The 16,903-nt window shown below is 72.7% G+C and carries 15 protein-coding genes and 1 tRNA gene; 3 read left to right on the top strand and 13 right to left on the bottom strand.

Annotation, left to right across the window (positions count from 1 at the left end; genetic code table 11):
• Positions 1–97 precede the first annotated feature (97 nt).
• The 11 genes from J3P41_RS12750 to argS all read right to left on the bottom strand — a co-directional run bounded on the left by J3P41_RS12750 (position 98) and on the right by argS (position 12,817).
• Complete coding sequence (locus tag J3P41_RS12750; RefSeq protein WP_210650650.1) at positions 98–1,327, bottom strand: MraY family glycosyltransferase; 1,230 nt, start codon at positions 1,325–1,327, stop codon at positions 98–100.
• A gap of 5 nt (positions 1,328–1,332) precedes the next feature.
• Complete coding sequence (locus J3P41_RS12745; protein ID WP_210650648.1) at positions 1,333–1,998, bottom strand: L-threonylcarbamoyladenylate synthase; 666 nt, start codon at positions 1,996–1,998, stop codon at positions 1,333–1,335.
• A complete protein-coding gene (gene prmC / locus J3P41_RS12740; RefSeq protein ID WP_210650647.1) occupies positions 1,995–2,834 on the bottom strand; it encodes a peptide chain release factor N(5)-glutamine methyltransferase in 840 nt (279 codons plus the stop codon). The genes J3P41_RS12745 and prmC overlap by 4 nt, the downstream gene beginning before the upstream one ends.
• On the bottom strand, positions 2,835–3,908 hold the full coding sequence (gene prfA, locus J3P41_RS12735; RefSeq protein ID WP_210650642.1) for a peptide chain release factor 1: 1,074 nt from the start codon (positions 3,906–3,908) through the stop codon (positions 2,835–2,837).
• 164 nt (positions 3,909–4,072) lie between these two features.
• Entirely contained in the window at positions 4,073–4,297 is a 225-nt protein-coding gene (rpmE, locus tag J3P41_RS12730; RefSeq protein ID WP_210650640.1) for a 50S ribosomal protein L31, read from the bottom strand.
• 177 nt (positions 4,298–4,474) lie between these two features.
• A complete protein-coding gene (rho, locus tag J3P41_RS12725) occupies positions 4,475–6,310 on the bottom strand; it encodes a transcription termination factor Rho (protein ID WP_210650639.1) in 1,836 nt (611 codons plus the stop codon).
• 117 nt (positions 6,311–6,427) lie between these two features.
• Positions 6,428–7,327, bottom strand: coding sequence for a homoserine kinase (gene thrB / locus J3P41_RS12720; RefSeq protein WP_210650637.1), 900 nt, complete (start codon positions 7,325–7,327; stop codon positions 6,428–6,430).
• Positions 7,328–7,329: 2 nt separating this feature from the next.
• On the bottom strand, positions 7,330–8,412 hold the full coding sequence (gene thrC / locus J3P41_RS12715; RefSeq protein WP_210650889.1) for a threonine synthase: 1,083 nt from the start codon (positions 8,410–8,412) through the stop codon (positions 7,330–7,332).
• Between the two features lie 5 nt (positions 8,413–8,417).
• The gene (locus tag J3P41_RS12710) at positions 8,418–9,734 is read right to left on the bottom strand and encodes a homoserine dehydrogenase (protein WP_210650631.1); all 1,317 of its coding nucleotides are present in this window, start codon (positions 9,732–9,734) and stop codon (positions 8,418–8,420) included.
• Positions 9,731–11,134 carry a diaminopimelate decarboxylase gene (lysA, locus tag J3P41_RS12705; RefSeq protein ID WP_210650629.1) on the bottom strand — a complete coding sequence of 468 codons (1,404 nt, stop codon included), beginning with the start codon at positions 11,132–11,134 and terminating at the stop codon, positions 9,731–9,733. The genes J3P41_RS12710 and lysA overlap by 4 nt, the downstream gene beginning before the upstream one ends.
• A gap of 6 nt (positions 11,135–11,140) precedes the next feature.
• On the bottom strand, positions 11,141–12,817 hold the full coding sequence (gene argS, locus J3P41_RS12700; RefSeq protein ID WP_210650628.1) for an arginine--tRNA ligase: 1,677 nt from the start codon (positions 12,815–12,817) through the stop codon (positions 11,141–11,143).
• 96 nt (positions 12,818–12,913) lie between these two features.
• On the opposite strand from argS, the gene J3P41_RS12695 reads away from it, so the two are divergent.
• The 3 genes from J3P41_RS12695 to J3P41_RS12685 all read left to right on the top strand — a co-directional run bounded on the left by J3P41_RS12695 (position 12,914) and on the right by J3P41_RS12685 (position 15,140).
• Positions 12,914–13,408 carry a thioesterase family protein gene (locus J3P41_RS12695; protein ID WP_210650627.1) on the top strand — a complete coding sequence of 165 codons (495 nt, stop codon included), beginning with the start codon at positions 12,914–12,916 and terminating at the stop codon, positions 13,406–13,408.
• 87 nt (positions 13,409–13,495) lie between these two features.
• A tRNA-Arg gene (locus J3P41_RS12690) sits at positions 13,496–13,568 on the top strand.
• Positions 13,569–13,724: 156 nt separating this feature from the next.
• Entirely contained in the window at positions 13,725–15,140 is a 1,416-nt protein-coding gene (locus J3P41_RS12685; protein WP_210650626.1) for a choice-of-anchor P family protein, read from the top strand.
• A gap of 78 nt (positions 15,141–15,218) precedes the next feature.
• On the opposite strand, the gene J3P41_RS12680 is transcribed toward J3P41_RS12685, so the two are convergent.
• Both J3P41_RS12680 and J3P41_RS12675 read right to left on the bottom strand, forming a co-directional pair.
• Complete coding sequence (locus J3P41_RS12680) at positions 15,219–16,136, bottom strand: LCP family protein (protein ID WP_210650624.1); 918 nt, start codon at positions 16,134–16,136, stop codon at positions 15,219–15,221.
• A complete protein-coding gene (locus J3P41_RS12675) occupies positions 16,136–16,762 on the bottom strand; it encodes a hypothetical protein (protein WP_210650623.1) in 627 nt (208 codons plus the stop codon). Before J3P41_RS12675 ends, J3P41_RS12680 begins: the two co-directional genes overlap by 1 nt.
• Between the last annotated feature and the right edge of the window lie 141 nt (positions 16,763–16,903).

The raw sequence follows: 16,903 nt of genomic DNA, 5'->3' as shown, positions 1-16,903 counted from the left end.
TCTGTGGGGGGCAATCAGTGCATCGCACCACGTGCCGAAGGGGGCCGGGTGGCTCGTGAAAACTATCACAAGGTCCCGCACGGGTGGCAAATCCGGGTCAGGGGTGGCTCTCCCCCGGCGGGGCGGCGACCGCTTCCGAGCCCGCGGGGTCGTCGTCGCTCCGGTCGCTGCGCCCCTCCACCGCGGCGTTCTCGGGCAGTCCGGTGTCACCCAGGCCGGTCTTGCGGGGGCGGTGCAGCTTGGGCAGCACGAACGTCAAGGCGATCGTCAGCGCCAGCATCGACCCCAGGCTCCACCACACCCACGGGTCATCGAACAGGCTCACGATCACCGCGCCCGTCGCGATGGTGAAGGCCCACATCCACATGATCAGCACCGCCCGGCGCTGGGAGTGGCCGATCTCGAGCAGACGGTGGTGGAGGTGCTGCTTGTCCGCGCTCATCGGCGAGCGGCCCGCCCGCGTGCGGCGTACGACCGCCAGCACGAGGTCGGCCATCGGCACCATGAGCAGCGCGATCGGCAGCAGCACCGGCAGGACCGTGACGAACAGGCTGTTGCCCTCCGTGCTCGGCATGCCGAAGAACTGCCCGGTGAGGGTCAGGGCGCTCGCCGAGAGGACCAGCCCGATGAGCATCGACCCGGAGTCGCCCATGAAGAGCCGGGCCGGGTGGAAGTTGTGGGGCAGGAACCCGGCGCAGGCACCCGCGAGCGCCGCGCTGAGCAGCGCGCCGGTGGTGGCGAGAGTCAGGTTGTTCTGGTCGGCGAGCGTGTAGCAGTAGAGGAAGAACGCGGCCGCCCCGATGCCGACCACCCCCGCGGCCAGCCCGTCGAGCCCGTCGACGAAGTTGACCGCGTTCATCGTGCCGATGACCACGAGCAGGGTCAGCAGCGCGCTCTGGGCGTCGTCGAGGGCGAACTGGGTGCCGTCGGCGCCCGGGAAGTAGTAGAACCGCACGCCGAGCGCGACCAGCAGGCCCGCGGCGAGCACCTGGCCGCCGAGCTTGGTCAGGGCATCCAGGTCGAAGATGTCGTCGATGACCCCGACGGCGCACACCAGCGCGCCGGCCAGCAGCACCACGCCGGCGTCCTTGAACACGAAGCCCTCGCTGCGCAGGCCGAGGAACGGCAGCTCACGAGCCACGACGTACGCCGCGCACAGACCGCCGAGCATCGCCAGCCCGCCGAGGTAGGGGATCGGCTCGGCGTGCACGTCCCGGTCGCGGACCTGCGCCACCGCTCCCGTCCGCAGGGCGAACTCCCGGGCGAGAACGGTGAGCAGGTACGTCACCGACAGGGCGACGAGGAAGACGAGGAGGTACTCCCGCATCAGTCCTAGCCCTGGTCCGCGAGCACGACGCCGTGGTCCTCGAGGGCCGCGTTGAGCTCCTCGAGGGACAGCGCGCCCAGTCGCAGGACCCGCCCCTCGGGCACGGTGACGTCGACGATCGTCGAGGCCTCGCCGCCCGGGGAGGTGCCGCCGTCCACGACCACGGCGACGGCGTCGCCGAGCATGGCGACGGCCGCGTCGACGTCGGTGGCGGCGGGGCGTCCCGTGGTGTTGGCGGAGCTCACGGCCAACGGGCCGGTGCGCTCGAGGACGGCGAGCGCCACCTCGTCGTCGGGCATCCGGACCGCGACGGTGCCGCGGGTCTCCCCCAGGTCCCACATCAGCGAGGGCTGCTGGCGGCACACCAGGGTGAGCGGGCCCGGCCAGAACCGCTCGACGAGCGTGCGTGCCCACGGGGGGACGCCCTCGGCGAGCGCGTCGAGGGTGGTGGCGGCCGACACGAGCACCGGCGGCGGCATGTCTCGGCCGCGTCCCTTGGCCTCCAGCAGCCGTCGTACGGCGTCGTGGGAGAACGCGTCCGCGGCGATGCCGTAGACGGTGTCGGTCGGGATGACCACCAGCTCTCCACGCCGTACGGCGCCGGCGGCGGCGGTCACTGCCGCCTCCCGCTCCTCCTCCGTCGAGGTCGCATGCCTGTCCACGACGCTCATCGTGCCAGTCGCGCCGTCAGGTACCGCGCTCGACCCGCGAGGTCGCGGTGGTCGGCGACCTCGCGCCAGCGCCCCGACGCAGCGAACACGGCCGGAGCGGACTCCCCCTGCACGTCGGCGTGCTCGGCACCGACCACTCCCCCGGGCCGCAGGAGGACCGCGGCGCGCTGCTCGAGCACCCGGATCGCGTCGAGGCCGTCCTGCCCGGAGAACAGCGCGAGGTGGGGGTCGTGGTCGCGGGCCTCGGCGGCGACCGACTCCCACGCCTCCAGCGGGATGTAGGGCGGATTGCAGACCACCACGTCGACGGCACCGCGCAGGTCGTCGAAGGCCGTGGCGAGGTCGCCGTCGCGCAGGTCGACGCCCGTGCCGGCCAGGTTGCGCTCGGCCCACGCGAGGGCGCCCTCGTCGAGCTCCACGGCGTGCACCTGGGCACCCGGGACCTCGTCGGCGACGGCCTTGGCGATGGCGCCCGAGCCCGTGCAGAGGTCGACGACGACGGGTGCGTGCAGGGCCAGCGCCTGCTCGATCGCCCATCCCGCCAGCAGCTCGGTCTCCGGCCGCGGGACGAAGACACCGGGGCCTACAGCCAGCTCGACGTGGCGGAACGCGGCCGTGCCGGTCAGGTGCTGCAGCGGCTCGCGGGCGGCACGGCGCGCCAGCAGCGCGTCGTAGCGCTCTCGGGCGTCGCCGGAGAGCTCGTCGACGAGCGGCAACCGGCCCAACGCCACGTCGAGGACGTGGGCGAGGAGCAGGTCGGCGTCACGCTCCGGCGAGGCGACGCCGGCCTCCCGGAGGAGGGCCGCGCCGGCGCGACGCGCCGCACTGGCGCGCACTCAGGACTCCAGCGCCGCGAGCCGGCCTGCCATGTCGGCCTCGACGCAGGAGTCGAGCACCGGCTGGAGGTCGCCGTCGAGCACCTGGTCGAGGTTGTAGGACTTGTAGCCGGTGCGGTGGTCGGAGATGCGGTTCTCGGGGTAGTTGTAGGTGCGGATGCGCTCGGAGCGGTCCACCGTGCGCACCTGCGACCGGCGAGCCTGGCTCGCCTCGGCGTCGGCGGCGTCCTGCGCCGCCTGCAGCAGCCGGGCGCGCAGGATGCGCATCGCCTGCTCCTTGTTCTGCAGCTGGCTCTTCTCGTTCTGGCAGCTCACCACGATGCCGGTGGGCAGGTGGGTGATCCGCACCGCCGAGTCGGTGGTGTTGACGCTCTGGCCTCCGGGGCCGCTGGAGCGGAACACGTCGATGCGCAGGTCGTTGTCGTCGATCGTGACGTCCACCTGCTCCGCCTCGGGCATCACCAGCACGCCGGCCGCGGAGGTGTGCACCCGGCCCTGGGACTCCGTCACCGGCACCCGCTGCACGCGGTGCACGCCGCCCTCGAACTTCAGCAGGGCGTACGGCGCCTGGCCGGGCTCGACGGTGCCGCGGGCCTTCACGGCCGCGGTGACGGACTTGAACCCGCCGAGGTCGGACTCGGTCGCGTCGAGGATCTCCACGCCCCACCCGCGAGCCTCGGCGTAGCGGGAGTACATCCGCAGCAGGTCGCCGGCGAACAGCGCCGACTCCTCACCGCCCTCCCCCGACTTGATCTCGAGCAGGGCGTCCTTGCCGTCGGCGGGGTCGCGGGGCACCAGCAGCCGGCGCAGCCGCTCCTCCGCCGCCTCGCGGCGTGCGGCCAGCTCCTCGGCCTCGCGCGCGAACGCCGCGTCGTCGCCGGCCAGCTCCCGGGCGGCCTCGAGGTCGTCGCCGAGCCGGTGCCACTCCTGCCACGTGGTGACGACGGCGGTCAGCTCGGCGTACCTCTGGTTGAGCTGCTTGGCCAGGCGCTGGTCGGCGTGCGTCTCGGGCAGCGCCAGGTGTCGCTCGAGCTCAGCGTGCTCAACGCGCATGCCCTCGACGGCCTCGAACATCGTGCGGTGCTCCCTGGTGTGACTGGTCTGAGTGGCCCGGCGTGCCCCGGAGTGGCCCGGGGTGGCCCGGCGTGGTCGCGGCTGGTCGCGGCTCGGCCGGCCCGCGGACAGACGACAAGGCGCCGGCCACCCGCGCGGAGCGGGCGACCGGCGCCGAGGTCGAGCTACTTCTTGTCGGCCGGGGCCTTCTTGGCGTAGCGAGCCTCGAAGCGGGCGACGCGGCCGCCGGTGTCGAGGATCTTCTGCTTGCCGGTGTAGAACGGGTGGCACTGCGAGCAGACGTCGGCGTGGATCGAGCCGGAGGTCGCGGTGCTGCGGGTGGTGAACGACGCGCCGCAGGTGCAGGTGACGGCGGTCTCGACGTAGTCGGGGTGCGTGTCCTTCTTCATGGGTGTCCTCTCGAATTGTCCCGGGTCGCCCGCGTGGATCGCGTGATGACGTGAACCGGAACCGGCGCACAAGTGTGCCACCGGTCTGAACAACGGCGCCAATCGCTGGATTCCCGACCGGGGACCCCTCCATGGATCCCTCGGGTCGGACTGCCGTGACGGCAGCGCCACCGGCCCCTACCGGGAGCCGAAGACCTTCGCGACCGCCTGCGGCGAGTCCGCCGAGGCCAGCTGCTTGCGCAGGTCACCGACGACCGCCCCCTCGGCCGGCGCGAGCAGCTTCTCCTCGTGCCGGGTGCCCGACGCGGCGACGTCGATCGCGGGGACGATGCCGCGCGCGGCACGGTCGGCGCTGAGCACCAGCTCGAGGTTGGCGGTGCCGGCGAGCTCCTCGAGGAAGAACTCGTCGGTGGCGGACCCCGTGCCGACGGTGACGGTCGCGAGGATCGTCAGCGAGCCGCCGTCCTCGATCTTGCGCGCGGCACCGAAGAACTCCTTGGTCGGGTGCACCGCGGAGGCGTCGACGACGCCACCGAGCACGCGACCGTTGGCCGGGGCGGCGAGGTTGTAGGCGCGGCCGAGCCGCGTGAGCGAGTCCAGGAGCACCACGACGTCGTGGCCGAGCTCGACCAGCCGCTTCGCACGCTCGATCGCCAGCTCGGCGACGAGGGTGTGGTCGCCCGGCTGGCGGTCGAAGGTCGAGGCGACGACCTCGCCCTTGACCGCACGCTGGAAGTCGGTGACCTCCTCGGGCCGCGTGTCGACGAGCACCACCATCACGTGGCACTCGGGATTGTTGGTCGTCACCGACCGGGCGACCGACTGCAGCAGCGTGGTGGCCCCGGTGCGGGGCGGGGCCAGGATCAGGCCACGCTGGCCCTTGCCGACCGGGGCGGCGATGTCGACGACCCGGCCGATCGGGTTGTCGTCGGTGGCCAGGCGCAGGCGCTGGTGCGGGTGCACCGGGACCGCGTCGGCGAACTCCGGGCGCTCCTTGGCACCCTCGGCCTCGGTGCCGTTGACGCTGTCGATGCGCACCATCGGGTTGAACTTCTCCCGGCGCTCGCCCTCGCGCGGCTGGCGGACCTGGCCGACGACGGCGTCCCCGCGGCGCAGGTGGTACTTGCGGACCATCGACAGCGACAGGTAGACGTCCTCCGGTCCGGGCAGGTAGCCCGAGGTGCGCACGAACGCGCAGTTGTCGAGCACGTCGAGGATGCCGGCCGCGGGCACCAGCACGTCGTCCTCGAGGATCGTGGTGTCCGGCTCGTTGCGGCTGCCGCTGCGCACCACCGTGCGGTCGCGCCCGCGCCGACGACGGTTGCGGCGGCTGCCGCCCTCCCCGTCCTCGTCGTCCTCCAGCTGCTGCGCCTGAGCCTGTTGCGATGCGGACTGCTGCGCCTGAGCCTGCTGGGACTGCTGGGACTGCTGCGCCTGGGACTGCTTGCCCCCCTGCTTCTGCCCCTGGCCCTTCTGCTGGTCCCGGTCCTGGCGGTCCTGCTTGTCCTGGCGGTCCTGCTTGTCCTGGCGGTCATGCTTGTCCTGGCGGTCCTGCTTGTCCTGGTGCCCCTGCGACGGCTCGTCGCCCTGGCGCTGGCGTGAACCCTGCTGGCGGTCCTGCCTGTCCTGCTGCGGCTGCTCGCCCGCCGCCTCCGCCTGTCGCTGCTTGCGGGTGCGGGTGCGCACGGTCGTCCGGGTGGCCGGGGTTGACTCCTCCGCGGGCGCCGGCTGCTGTGCCGGGGGCTGGTCGCTCGGGGCCTGCTCGGTCCGCTCAGCCTTCTCGACCCTGTCGTTCGTCGGCCGCTCGCCGCGGGCGCCGCCGGACTGGGCGCTCTTGATGGCGTCCACGAGCTGTGCCTTCTTCATCGACCCGGCGCCGGGGATGCCGAGCCCGGCAGCCATCGACTTGAGGTCGGCGAGGAGCATCGAGCTGAGCCCGCTCGCCTTGCGGGCCGGCTTCTTCGCGGTCGCCTCAGGGGCAGCGTTCTCCGCGGTGGCGGGAGTCTCGGTCACGTGGGTCCTTCGCACGTCGCGTCGCCTGCGAGGCGGACGAGCCCCTGCGAGGCGGATGGTGGTCGCCCGTCCACTCGGTCAGAAGCGGGGACGGGCCGTACGCCGAACGGCGCGCGGTCAGGTTAGCAGCCGCGCGCCGTGCGCCTCGATCACCAGGTCGTGACACACCCAGCCGTCGGGGCAGCACGCGGTGAGCTGCGAGGTGTCGGCCGTGCCGAAGGCCAGCACCGTGGGGCCGGCGCCCGAGACGACCGCGGGTACGCCGTCGGCGCGGAGGCGGCGTACGAGCGCCAGCGTCTCGGGCATGGCCGGCTCGCGCTGCTCCTGGTGCAACCAGTCGCGGGTCGCCGTCAGGAGGTGCTCGGGCTGGCCGGTCAGGGCGGCGACGAGCAGGGCTGCCCGGCCGGCGTTGGCCGCTGCGTCGGCATGGCCCACCGACGCGGGCAGCAGACCTCGGGCGACCGAGGTCTCGACGCCGGTGGGCGGCACGAAGGCGACCGCGGTGATGCGGGGGTCGACGCCGGTGCGGACGGCGTACCAGCGGTCGTCCTCGCGACCGGAGATCACGAACCCGCCGAGGAACGCGGGTGCCACGTTGTCCGGGTGCCCCTCGAGGTCGGCGGCGAGGTCGAGCAGCGTCTCGTCGGAGGCGAGCAGCTGACCACCCGCGACGAGGGCGCGCGCGAGCACCACCCCGGCGACGATGGCCGCCGAGGACGAGCCGAGCCCGCGCGCGTGCGGGATCACGTTGCGGCAGGACAGGCGCAGGCCCGGGGGCTGCTCCCCCATCAGGTCGAACGCGGCCCGCATGGCCCGCACGACCAGGTGCGACTCGTCGCGGGGCACCGTCTCGGCACCGGCGCCGCTCACCTCGACGACCAACCCGTCGGCGCGCACCTCGGCCTCGAGCTGGTCGCGCAGCGACAGGGCCAGCCCGAGGGAGTCGAAGCCGGGCCCGAGGTTCGCGGAGGTCGCGGGGACGGTGACCCGGGCCGGGCCCTCGACGAAGGTCGGCATCCTCAGGCCAGCCCGGCGGCGGCCGCTGCGGCGTCGACGTCGGCGTCGACGACCGTGTCGACCAGGTCGCCGCAGGACTCCAGCGCCGTGGCGGTGTCCTTGAGCCCGTGCCCGGTGACCGTGATCGCGACCGTGGCCCCGGTGAACGTCTGGCCTGCCGCGAGCGCCGCCAGCAGACCGGCGACGCCGGCGGCCGACGCAGGCTCGACGAAGACGCCGTCGTGGCGCGCGAGCTCGAGCTGGGCCGACAGGATCTGCGCGTCGGACAGGGCCGCGAAGCCGCCCTCGGACTCCTTGGCCGCCTGCTCGGCGAGGTGCCACGAGGCCGGGTTGCCGACGCGGATCGCCGTCGCCTTGGTCTCGGGATCGGGGAACGGCTCGCCGGTCACCAACGGCGCGGCGCCCTCGGCCTGGAAGCCGAGCATCCTCGGGCGCCTGCTGGCCCGGCCGAGCTCGGCGTACTGCTGGTAGCCCAGCCAGTAGGCGGAGATGTTGCCCGCGTTGCCGACCGGCAGCAGGTGCAGGTCGGGGGCGTCGCCGAGGAAGTCGACGACCTCGAACGCCGCGGTCTTCTGGCCCTGCAGCCGCACCGGGTTGACCGAGTTCACCAGCTCGACGGCGTATCCCCGGGAGAGTCCGATCGCCATGGCGAGGCAGTCGTCGAAGTTGCCGCGCACCATGATCACCTGGGCACCGTGCACCACCGCCTGCGCCAGCTTGCCGGCGGCGATCTTGCCCTCCGGGATCAGCACGAGGGGCTTGAGCCCGGCCTTCGCGGCGTACGCCGCCATCGACGCGGACGTGTTGCCGGTCGAGGCGCAGACCACCGCCTCGGCGCCGGTGTGCCGCGCGTGCGAGATCGCGGCGGTCATCCCGCGGTCCTTGAACGACCCGGTCGGGTTGTCACCCTCGACCTTGAGCCACACCTCGGCGCCGGTGAGGCCGGAGAGCCACTCGGAGTGGACGAGGGGCGTGCCGCCCTCGCGGAGCGTCACCGCGTGCAGGCCCTCGGGGAGGTCGAGCAGGCCGCGGTACTCCTCGATCACGCCGCGCCACTGCCGGGTCCTGGCCGAGGCCGTGTCCATGCCGCTCACTCCGCGTCCCCCTCCACGCGCATCACCGAGGTGACCTCGCGCACGATGTCCATCTCACGCAGCTGCTCGACCGTCGCGCTCAGCGCGGAGTCGGGCGCGGAGTGCGAGACGACGACGAGCTGGGCGTCGGCGCCACGGCCCTCCTGCCGCACGGTCTGGATCGACACGTCGTGGTCGGCGAACGCGTTGGCCACCGCGGCCAGGACGCCCGCGCGGTCGTCGACGTCGATCGCCACGTGGTAGCGGGTGCGGGTCTCCCCCATCGGCTGCACCGCGCGGTCGGCGTACGCCGACTCCCCCGCTCCGCGGGTGCCGTCGAGGCGGTTGCGCGCCACCGTGACCAGGTCGCCCAGCACCGCGCTCGCGGTGGGAGCGCCGCCGGCGCCGGGGCCGTAGAACATCAGCTGGCCGGCGGCCTCGGACTCGACGAAGACCGCGTTGTAGGCCTCGTGGACGCTGGCCAGCGGGTGCGAGCGCGGGATCATCGCGGGGTGCACCCGGGCGGCGACCTGGTCCTGCCCGTCCGGTCCCGGCCGCAGCTCGCAGATGGCGAGGAGCTTGACCACGGAGCCCATGTCGCGGGCGCTGGCGACGTCCGCCGCGGTGACCTCGGAGATCCCCTCGCGGTGGACGTCGGAGGCCGTGACGCGCGAGTGGAAGGCGAGGCTCGCCAGGATCGCCGCCTTGGCGGCGGCGTCGAAGCCCTCGACGTCGGCGGTCGGGTCCGCCTCGGCGTAGCCGAGCTCCTGCGCCTCCTCGAGCGCCTCGGAGAAGCCGGCACCGGAGGTGTCCATCCTGTCGAGGATGAAGTTGGTGGTGCCGTTGACGATGCCGAGCACCCGCGTCACGCGGTCGCCGGCCAGCGACTCGCGCAGCGGGCGGAGGATCGGGATGGCACCGGCCACCGCCGCCTCGTAGTAGAGGTCGCGCTCGGCCTTGGCGGCCGCCTCGAACAGCGTCGGCCCGTCCTCGGCCAGCAGGGCCTTGTTGGCGGTGACGACGCTGGCGCCGTTGTCGAGGGCCGCGAGGATCAGGCTGCGCGCCGGCTCGATGCCGCCGATCACCTCGACCACCACGTCGACGTCCCCGCGGGAGACGAGCTCCGTCGCGTCGGTCGTCAGCAGGCCGGCCGGCACGTCCACCTCGCGGGGCGCGTCGAGCCGGCGTACGGCGACCCCGACCAGCTCGACTGGCGCACCCACCCGGGCCGCCAGGTCGTCGCGCTGCTCGGTCAGCAACCGCACCACCTGCGAGCCGACCGCGCCGCAGCCCAGCACCGCCACCTTCAGCGCGCGCTCGTCACCCTCGTTCATGCCACACCCACATCGGTCGCCAACAAGTCGGCCTCAGTCTCTCGTCGCAGGACGGTGAAGGTCTTCCCGTCCCGAACTCCGATCACCGGAGGACGGAGCGCGTGGTTGTAGTTCGACGCCATGGATCGGCAGTAGGCGCCGGTCCCGGGCACCGCGACGAGGTCTCCGGGACGTACGTCGCCGGGGAGGAACTCGTCCTTGACGACGATGTCCCCGGCCTCGCAGTGCTTGCCCACGACGCGGGCCAGGGTCGGGGACGCCTCCGACGCGCGGGAGGCGAGTGTCGCGGAGTAGTCGGCGTCGTAGAGCGCGGTGCGGATGTTGTCGCTCATCCCTCCGTCGACCGAGACGTAGGAGCGGCGTGCGCCGCCGTCCAGCGCCACCTCCTTGACCGTGCCGACCTCGTAGACCGTGCACATCGACGGTCCGACGATGGCACGTCCCGGCTCGATGGACAGCCGCGGCCGCGAGATGCCGCGAGCCCGGCACTCGTGGTCGACGATCTCCGACATCCCGGCGGCGAGCTGGGCGGGCTCCGACGGGTCGTCCTGCGTCGTGTAGGCGATGCCGAACCCGCCGCCGAGGTCCATCTCGGGCATCTCGGTGCCCAGCTCCTCGGCCACGCGTGCGTGCAGGGCCAGGACCCGGCGGGCGGCGACCTCGAACCCCGAGGTGTCGAAGATCTGGCTGCCGATGTGGGAGTGCAGGCCGAGCAGCCGGAGGCCCGGGGCTGTCAGGACGCGACGGACGGCCTCCAGCGCGTCGCCGCTGGCGATCGAGAACCCGAACTTCTGGTCCTCGTGGGCGGTGGCGATGTACTCGTGGGTGTGGGCCTCGACGCCCGCCGTGACGCGGATCATCACCCCCATCGTGCGGTCGCGCTCCGCGGTGAGGGCGGCGAGTCGCTCGATCTCGGCGAACGAGTCGACCACCACGCGTCCCACGCCGAGGTCGACAGCGCGCTCCAGCTCGCGGACGGTCTTGTTGTTGCCGTGGAAGCCGACCCGCTCCATCGGGAAGCCGGCCCGCTCGGCCACGGCGAGCTCGCCCCCGGAGCACACGTCGAGGGACAGGCCGTCCTCCGCGAGCCACCGGGCGACCGTCGTGCACAGGAACGCCTTGCCGGCGTAGAAGACCTCGTAGCCGGCGAAGGCGTCGCGGAACGCACGGGCCCGGGTCCGGAAGTCGTCCTCGTCGAGGACGAACGCGGGTGAGCCGTGCTCGCGCACCAGCTCGGTCAGCGGCACCCCGCCGACGCTGAGGACGCCGTCCGTCTTGGTCGCGGTGCGCGACCAGAGCGCGGGGACGAGCTCGTTGGCGTCGGCAGGCTCACGCAGCCAGTGGGGCCCGCGCAGGGCCCCGTCGGCGTGCGCCCAGCCGGAGGGATGGGCAGTGGGCACGGCCGATCACATCCTCTCGGGCGCCGAGACGCCGAGCAGCCGCAGGCCGTTGGCGATGACCGTGCGGGTGGCGTGGACCAGGACCAGCCGCGCCTCGTTGGCAGGGGTGACCGGCTCGTCGCCGATGGGCAGCATGCGGCACTCCTTGGTGTCGTACCACTTGTTGAACACCGACGCGGTGTCCTCGAGGTAGCGCGCGATGCGGTGGGGCTCGCGCAGCTCGGCGGCGCTCGCGACGACTCGCGGCAGGTCGGCCAACGCCCGGAGCAGCTCGCCGTCCCGCTCGTGCGTGAGCAGGGACAGGTCGGGCTCGTCGGGCAGCGTCATGCCGAGGTCGGTCGCGTTGCCGATCATCCGACAGGTGCGCGCGTGCGCGTACTGGACGTAGTAGACCGGGTTGTCACTTGCCGCCTTGGTGATCTCGGCGACGTCGAGGGTGAGCGGGCTGTCGGCCGGGTAGCGCGCCAGCGAGTAGCGGAGTGCGTCCACGCCGATCTCGTCCATCAGCTCGTTGAGCGTCACCATCGTGCCGGCCCGCTTGGACAGCCGCAGCTCCTCGCCGTCGCGCATGATCTTGACCAGCTGTCCGATCATGACGTCGAGGGTGAGCGCCGGGTCGTCGCCGACGCAGGCGGCCATGGCCTTGAGGCGACCGACGTACCCGTGGTGGTCGGCACCCAGCAGGTAGATGCAGTGGTCGAAGCCGCGCCCGCGCTTGTTGAGGTAGTAGGCGGTGTCGGAGGCGAAGTAGGTCAGCTCGCCGTTCGAGCGGATGAGCACCCGGTCGCGGTCGTCACCGAAGTCGGTCGTCCGCATCCACAGCGCGCCGTCCGCCTCGAACAGGTGGCCGTTGTCCTTCAGGGACTGCAGCGTGTCGGCGACCGACCCCTCGAATCCTTCCGCGTGCAGCCCGCGCTCGGAGAACCACACGTCGAAGTGGGTGTTGAACGCGTCGAGCTGGTCCTGCTGCTCCTTGAGCTGGCGGGCATAGCCGGCCTCGCGGAACGCCGCCAGGCGCTCTCCCTCGGGCAGGTCGACGATGCCGGGGTCGTCAGCGACGATCGCGGCAGCCAGGTCGGCGACGTAGCCGCCCTGGTAGCCGTCCTCCGGAATGGGCCAGCCGAGTGCAGCGGCCTCGAGCGAGGCACCGAAGAGGTCCATCTGGTTGCCCCGGTCGTTGATGTAGAACTCCCGGGCGACCTTGGCTCCCGCCGCCTGCAACACCCGCGCGATCGCGTCGCCCAGCACCGCCCACCGGGTGTGGCCCAGGTGCAACGGGCCCGTCGGGTTCGCCGAGATGAACTCGATGTTGATCGACTGGCCGGCCAAGGTGTCCGAGTGGCCGTACGACTCCCCCGCCGCGACGATGTCGGCCGCGACCTGGCCCTGGGCGCCCGCCTCGACGGTGACGTTGAGGAACCCCGGCCCGGCGACCTCGACCTCGCTGATCCCGGACGAGGCTCGCAGCCGCTCGGCGACCAGCTCGGCGAACGCGCGCGGGTTGGTGCCGGCCTTCTTGGCCAGCTGGAGCGCGACGTTGGTCGCGTAGTCGCCGTGGCCCTTCTGCCGGGGTCGCTCCACGGTAACCTGGGTCGGCACGCCGTCAGGGAGCGTGATCGCGCCGTCGGCCACCAGGGCCGTCAGCGCATCGACGATGGTCGCGGAAAGCTGCTCGGGATTCACCGGGCAAGCCTATCGGCGGCACGCGCACCGGCCCGAACCGGTTTCACGCCGTGGCTCCGGCCGGTCGTGTCACCGGCTGCCCTAGGGTTCTGCGCTGTGACCCACCCGACCTACGACCAGCTGGTCGACCTCCCGGCATACGTCCAGCAGCCCGTGCCGATGCCGTTCGAGGACATCAACGGCCACCTCAACGTCCGCCATTACATCGGCATCGCGAGCGAGGGTCTCGACGAGTCCCTGGTCGAGGTGGGCATCCCGCAGATGTGGCCGCTGACCCACGGTCACGCCTGCTTCACCGCCGAGCACCACGTCACCTACCTCAGCGAGCTGCGCACCGGCGACGCCATGTCGGCCCGCGTGCGGCTGCTCGGCCGCTCCGAGCGCGCCGCACACGTGCTGGTGTACCTCCTCGACGAGACGCACCACACGCTCGCCTGCGTCGTCGAGGAGATCTTCCTGCACGTCGACCTGTCCACCCGGCGCACCGCGCCGTGGCCGGACGACGTCGCCGCCGCCCTGGACGCGCGCGTCGCCGAGCACGCCACGCTTCCGTTCCCCGCCACGACGTCCGGCTCGATGGCGCTGCGCTGACCGGCGCCGACCGAGGGGACGGAGTCGGTTTCGCGGCCACGTCGGCGGACCGGTAGTCTTCGGTCCGCACCGGCCCCGGCCGGGCACGCCTCCGTAGCTCAGGGGATAGAGCACTGGTTTCCGGTACCAGGTGCCGCAGGTTCGAATCCTGCCGGAGGCACGGACCAGCGGCAGCACCCATCGGGTGCTGCCGCTCGTTGCGTCCAGGCCTCGGCGTGACCTATCCCACTGCCGTCTCGTTGAGGCCCAGAGGGAGTTACCGGTCGGTCACACGGAACGGCGTCGGGGCAGCTCCCCTGGACCTTGGGAGGGAACCATGGAACGCATCAGCAGGTCCCGGACGCTCGCCGCGCTCAGCCTCGGCCTGAGCGCCGCGCTCGCACTGTCGAGCGCGGTCGGCGTGCCCGCGCAGGGCTCCGACCCGATCGATGCGCGCGCCGGGAGCGCGCCCCAGCTCACCGACTTCGGTTACCGCGGCGACGTCTACGGCGTGAAGCTGGTGACCGACAGCGTCGAGTCGCTCAACCTCAAGGACGCCCACGCCCAGCAGCTCTGCACGCGGGCCGTCGGCCAGGTCGTGGAGCGCGAGAGTGCCGTGTCGGTCCCCGACAACCCGCTCATCCACGTCTCGGCGAGCACGAGCCGCACCGAGACGTACGTCGACGGGGACACCCACGGCGTACGCGGCACCAACACCATCGGCGACATCGCCATCGGCGGCACAGTGGGCCCGCTCACCACGCCGAGGCTGGTCATCAAGGGCCTGCGGACCACCGCCAACGCGTTCAACACGCCGCAGGGCTTCGGCCACGCGGAGAGCTTCACCTTCGCCAGCATTTCCCTGGAGCTGCTGGACAACACCGTCGTGCAGAGCCTCCCGCCCGAGCTCCAGCAGCTCCTCGCCCCGCTGGACCAGGTCACCGACACGGTCTTCACCGGCACCCAGCAGGTCGCGCAGCAGGTCTTCCAGGTCCTCACCGACGTGACGCGCCCGATCCAGATCCCAGGGCTGGGCACGATCGCCCTCGGCTACAAGAACGGCCGCGCCAACAGCCACAACGCGCAGTCCCAGGCCTCCGCCCTGCGCATCGAGGTGACCGCCGGTGACCGGCGCCAACTGGTGGAGCTCGGCACCGCCCGCGTCCGGATGGGTGGCCCCGCTCCTGTCGGGGTCTTCCGCTCCGGCGGGACCGCCATGGACTACCAGGCCCTGCAGGGGGCACTGCGGTTCGGCAACGTCGAGCACAAGGCGCTGCCCTGCCAGGGCTCGAACGGGCGCACGCAGACGTACCAGGTCCCCCACGCCAGCCAGCTCCTGCCGGTGCCGGTCCTGCTCGACGGCGTCACCTACCAGGTCAACGGCGACCAGTTCCGGGCCAAGAAGGTGGCCAAGGGCTGGTCGCGCACCGCGATCTCCTCGGTGTCCGTGCCCAGCGCGCAGCTCGTCATCAACGACGTCAGCTCGCGCGCGGCGATGCGGCAGAAGGCCGGCAAGCGGGTGACGTCGAAGATCTCCACCGCGATCGGGTCGATCACCGTCGGCGGGCAGGCCATCGCCGTGCCGGCGCCGGGCGAGGTGGTCGAGCTGCCCAACGGAGCCGGCGAGATCCAGCGCCAGGTCGTGGACACCGGCTATCGCGGCTCGCAGGTGATCGCGCTGCGGCTCACGCTGTACTCCGAGGCCGTGGTCATCGACCTGGCCCGCACCGCGGGGCGCATCTACCCGCGCTGACGGACTGCGGCGTCGGGTCGTCCATGGGGTCCGACCCGGCGTCGCGCCGGCGGGACCCACCGAGGTCGCGCTCTCGGCTCAGCAGTGCCGCAGCGCCGCGTCGTCGCGCGCCTCGCGCCCCAGCCGTCGCGCCTGCGCCACGTCGGGGAACACCACGCTGGCCGCACCCACGAAGCCGATGCGGCCCCGCACCACGCAGGTGGTGATCCTCGACGGATCCACCTGGGCCACTGCCTGAGCCAGCTCGTAGAGCTCGGCGGGCGAGGCGTTGGTGTCGGTGTGCGCCAGCACGGTCATCACCCCGCGCTCGATGAAGCCCGGCACGTCGGCCTGCGACCGGATCCGGGCGTGGATGCCGCGCAGCGTGCGCTGCTGGTTGGCCGACCGGTCGAAGTCGCCGCCGGCGAGGTCCTTGCGGATGCGCGAGAAGGCCATGGCGTCGTAGCCCCCGAGGCGGATGCGTCCCTGCGCGAAGCCCTCCTTCTTCAGGTACGGGTCGGCGAAGCGGCGCGGGTTCGTGACCGTGATCCCGCCGATGTCGTCGACCATGTCCTCGAAGAACGGGAACCGGGTGACTAGGACGTAGTCCGGCTCGATGCCGATGAGGTCGCGCACCGCCCCCGCCATGCCGCGCGGACCGGCGAGGTACAGCGCGGCGTTGATCTTCTCCGGACCGTGTCCGGGGATGTGCACCCAGGAGTCACGGGGCACGCCGATGGCGGTGGCCGCGCCGGTGCGCGTGTTGAGGCCGACCAGCTGCAGCGCGTCACCGCGCGAGCGGGTCATCACCTCCCCCGGCCGGGCGTCGGAGCCCACCCCGAGGATCCACACGACGTCCTGGCCGCCCACGGCGACCCCCTGGGCGTGCCGGATCCGGACCAGGCTCGCGTCGGTCGGCTGCACGGCCGACTGCGGCACCACGAGGGCGGTGGCGGCGAGGACGCCGGCCAGGGCCAGCGCCCTCGCCGTGCGGCGGACGATGCGTACGGCGCCCATCACCGTGCTCCCTTCGCGACGTCGTAGCCGAAGATGCGCCAGCCGCCTCGCTGCCGGGTGAGGAAGAGCCGCCCGCGCACGATGGTCGTGCCGGCTCGCTCGCCGGTGGTCGCGAAGCGCAGCACGAACTGCGCGGTCACCGTGCGGGCCCGTCCGTCCGTGGCGAGGATGTCGAGGCGCACCGACTTGCGCTCGGGGCTCACCGACTCGATGCGGGCGCCGTGCGCCTGGTTCGTGAGCAGCGCCTTGTCCTCACGGGCCCGCTCCTCGGCGCCGGCGGTGAAGCCGGGGAACGCCGACGGGAAGGCCTCGCGCGGGTAGCTGCCGCCGAGGAAGGCCGCGTCCCACCAGCGGTCCACGACGGCGCCGACCTGCGCCCGCACCACCTTGCGGCGGGCGTCGGGCAGGCGGCCGTGCACCCGGTGGATGCGGGTGCGGGTCTGCATGGGGTGCGAGGCGAGTGCGGCCCGTGCGTCGTCGCGACCGGCCCTCTCCGCAGACGTCGTGTCGCCGGTCCCGGACCGGCAGGCGGCGACGGCGACGGCGACGGCGACGGCGACGGCGACGACGAGGATGAGTCCGGCACAGCGGCGGACCCACGTGGCGCCCGGCGAGGGGCTCGGCATGACGACTCCAGGCGGGTGGTGCGGGGGCAGGTGGGGGTACCGATCGGTAGGGACCGGCTGTGGGCCACACCATGCCCCAAAGGACAGGGCCGCCCCTGCATTTGCGTGCGTGTGCGACTAGCCTTGTGGACGACTTGGTGA

Source organism: Nocardioides sp. SYSU D00065, from assembly GCF_017916425.1.
Lineage (GTDB): Bacteria > Actinomycetota > Actinomycetes > Propionibacteriales > Nocardioidaceae > Nocardioides.
The sequence above is the reverse complement of the archived record's forward strand: the minus strand, read 5'-3'. Positions and strand labels throughout refer to the sequence as shown.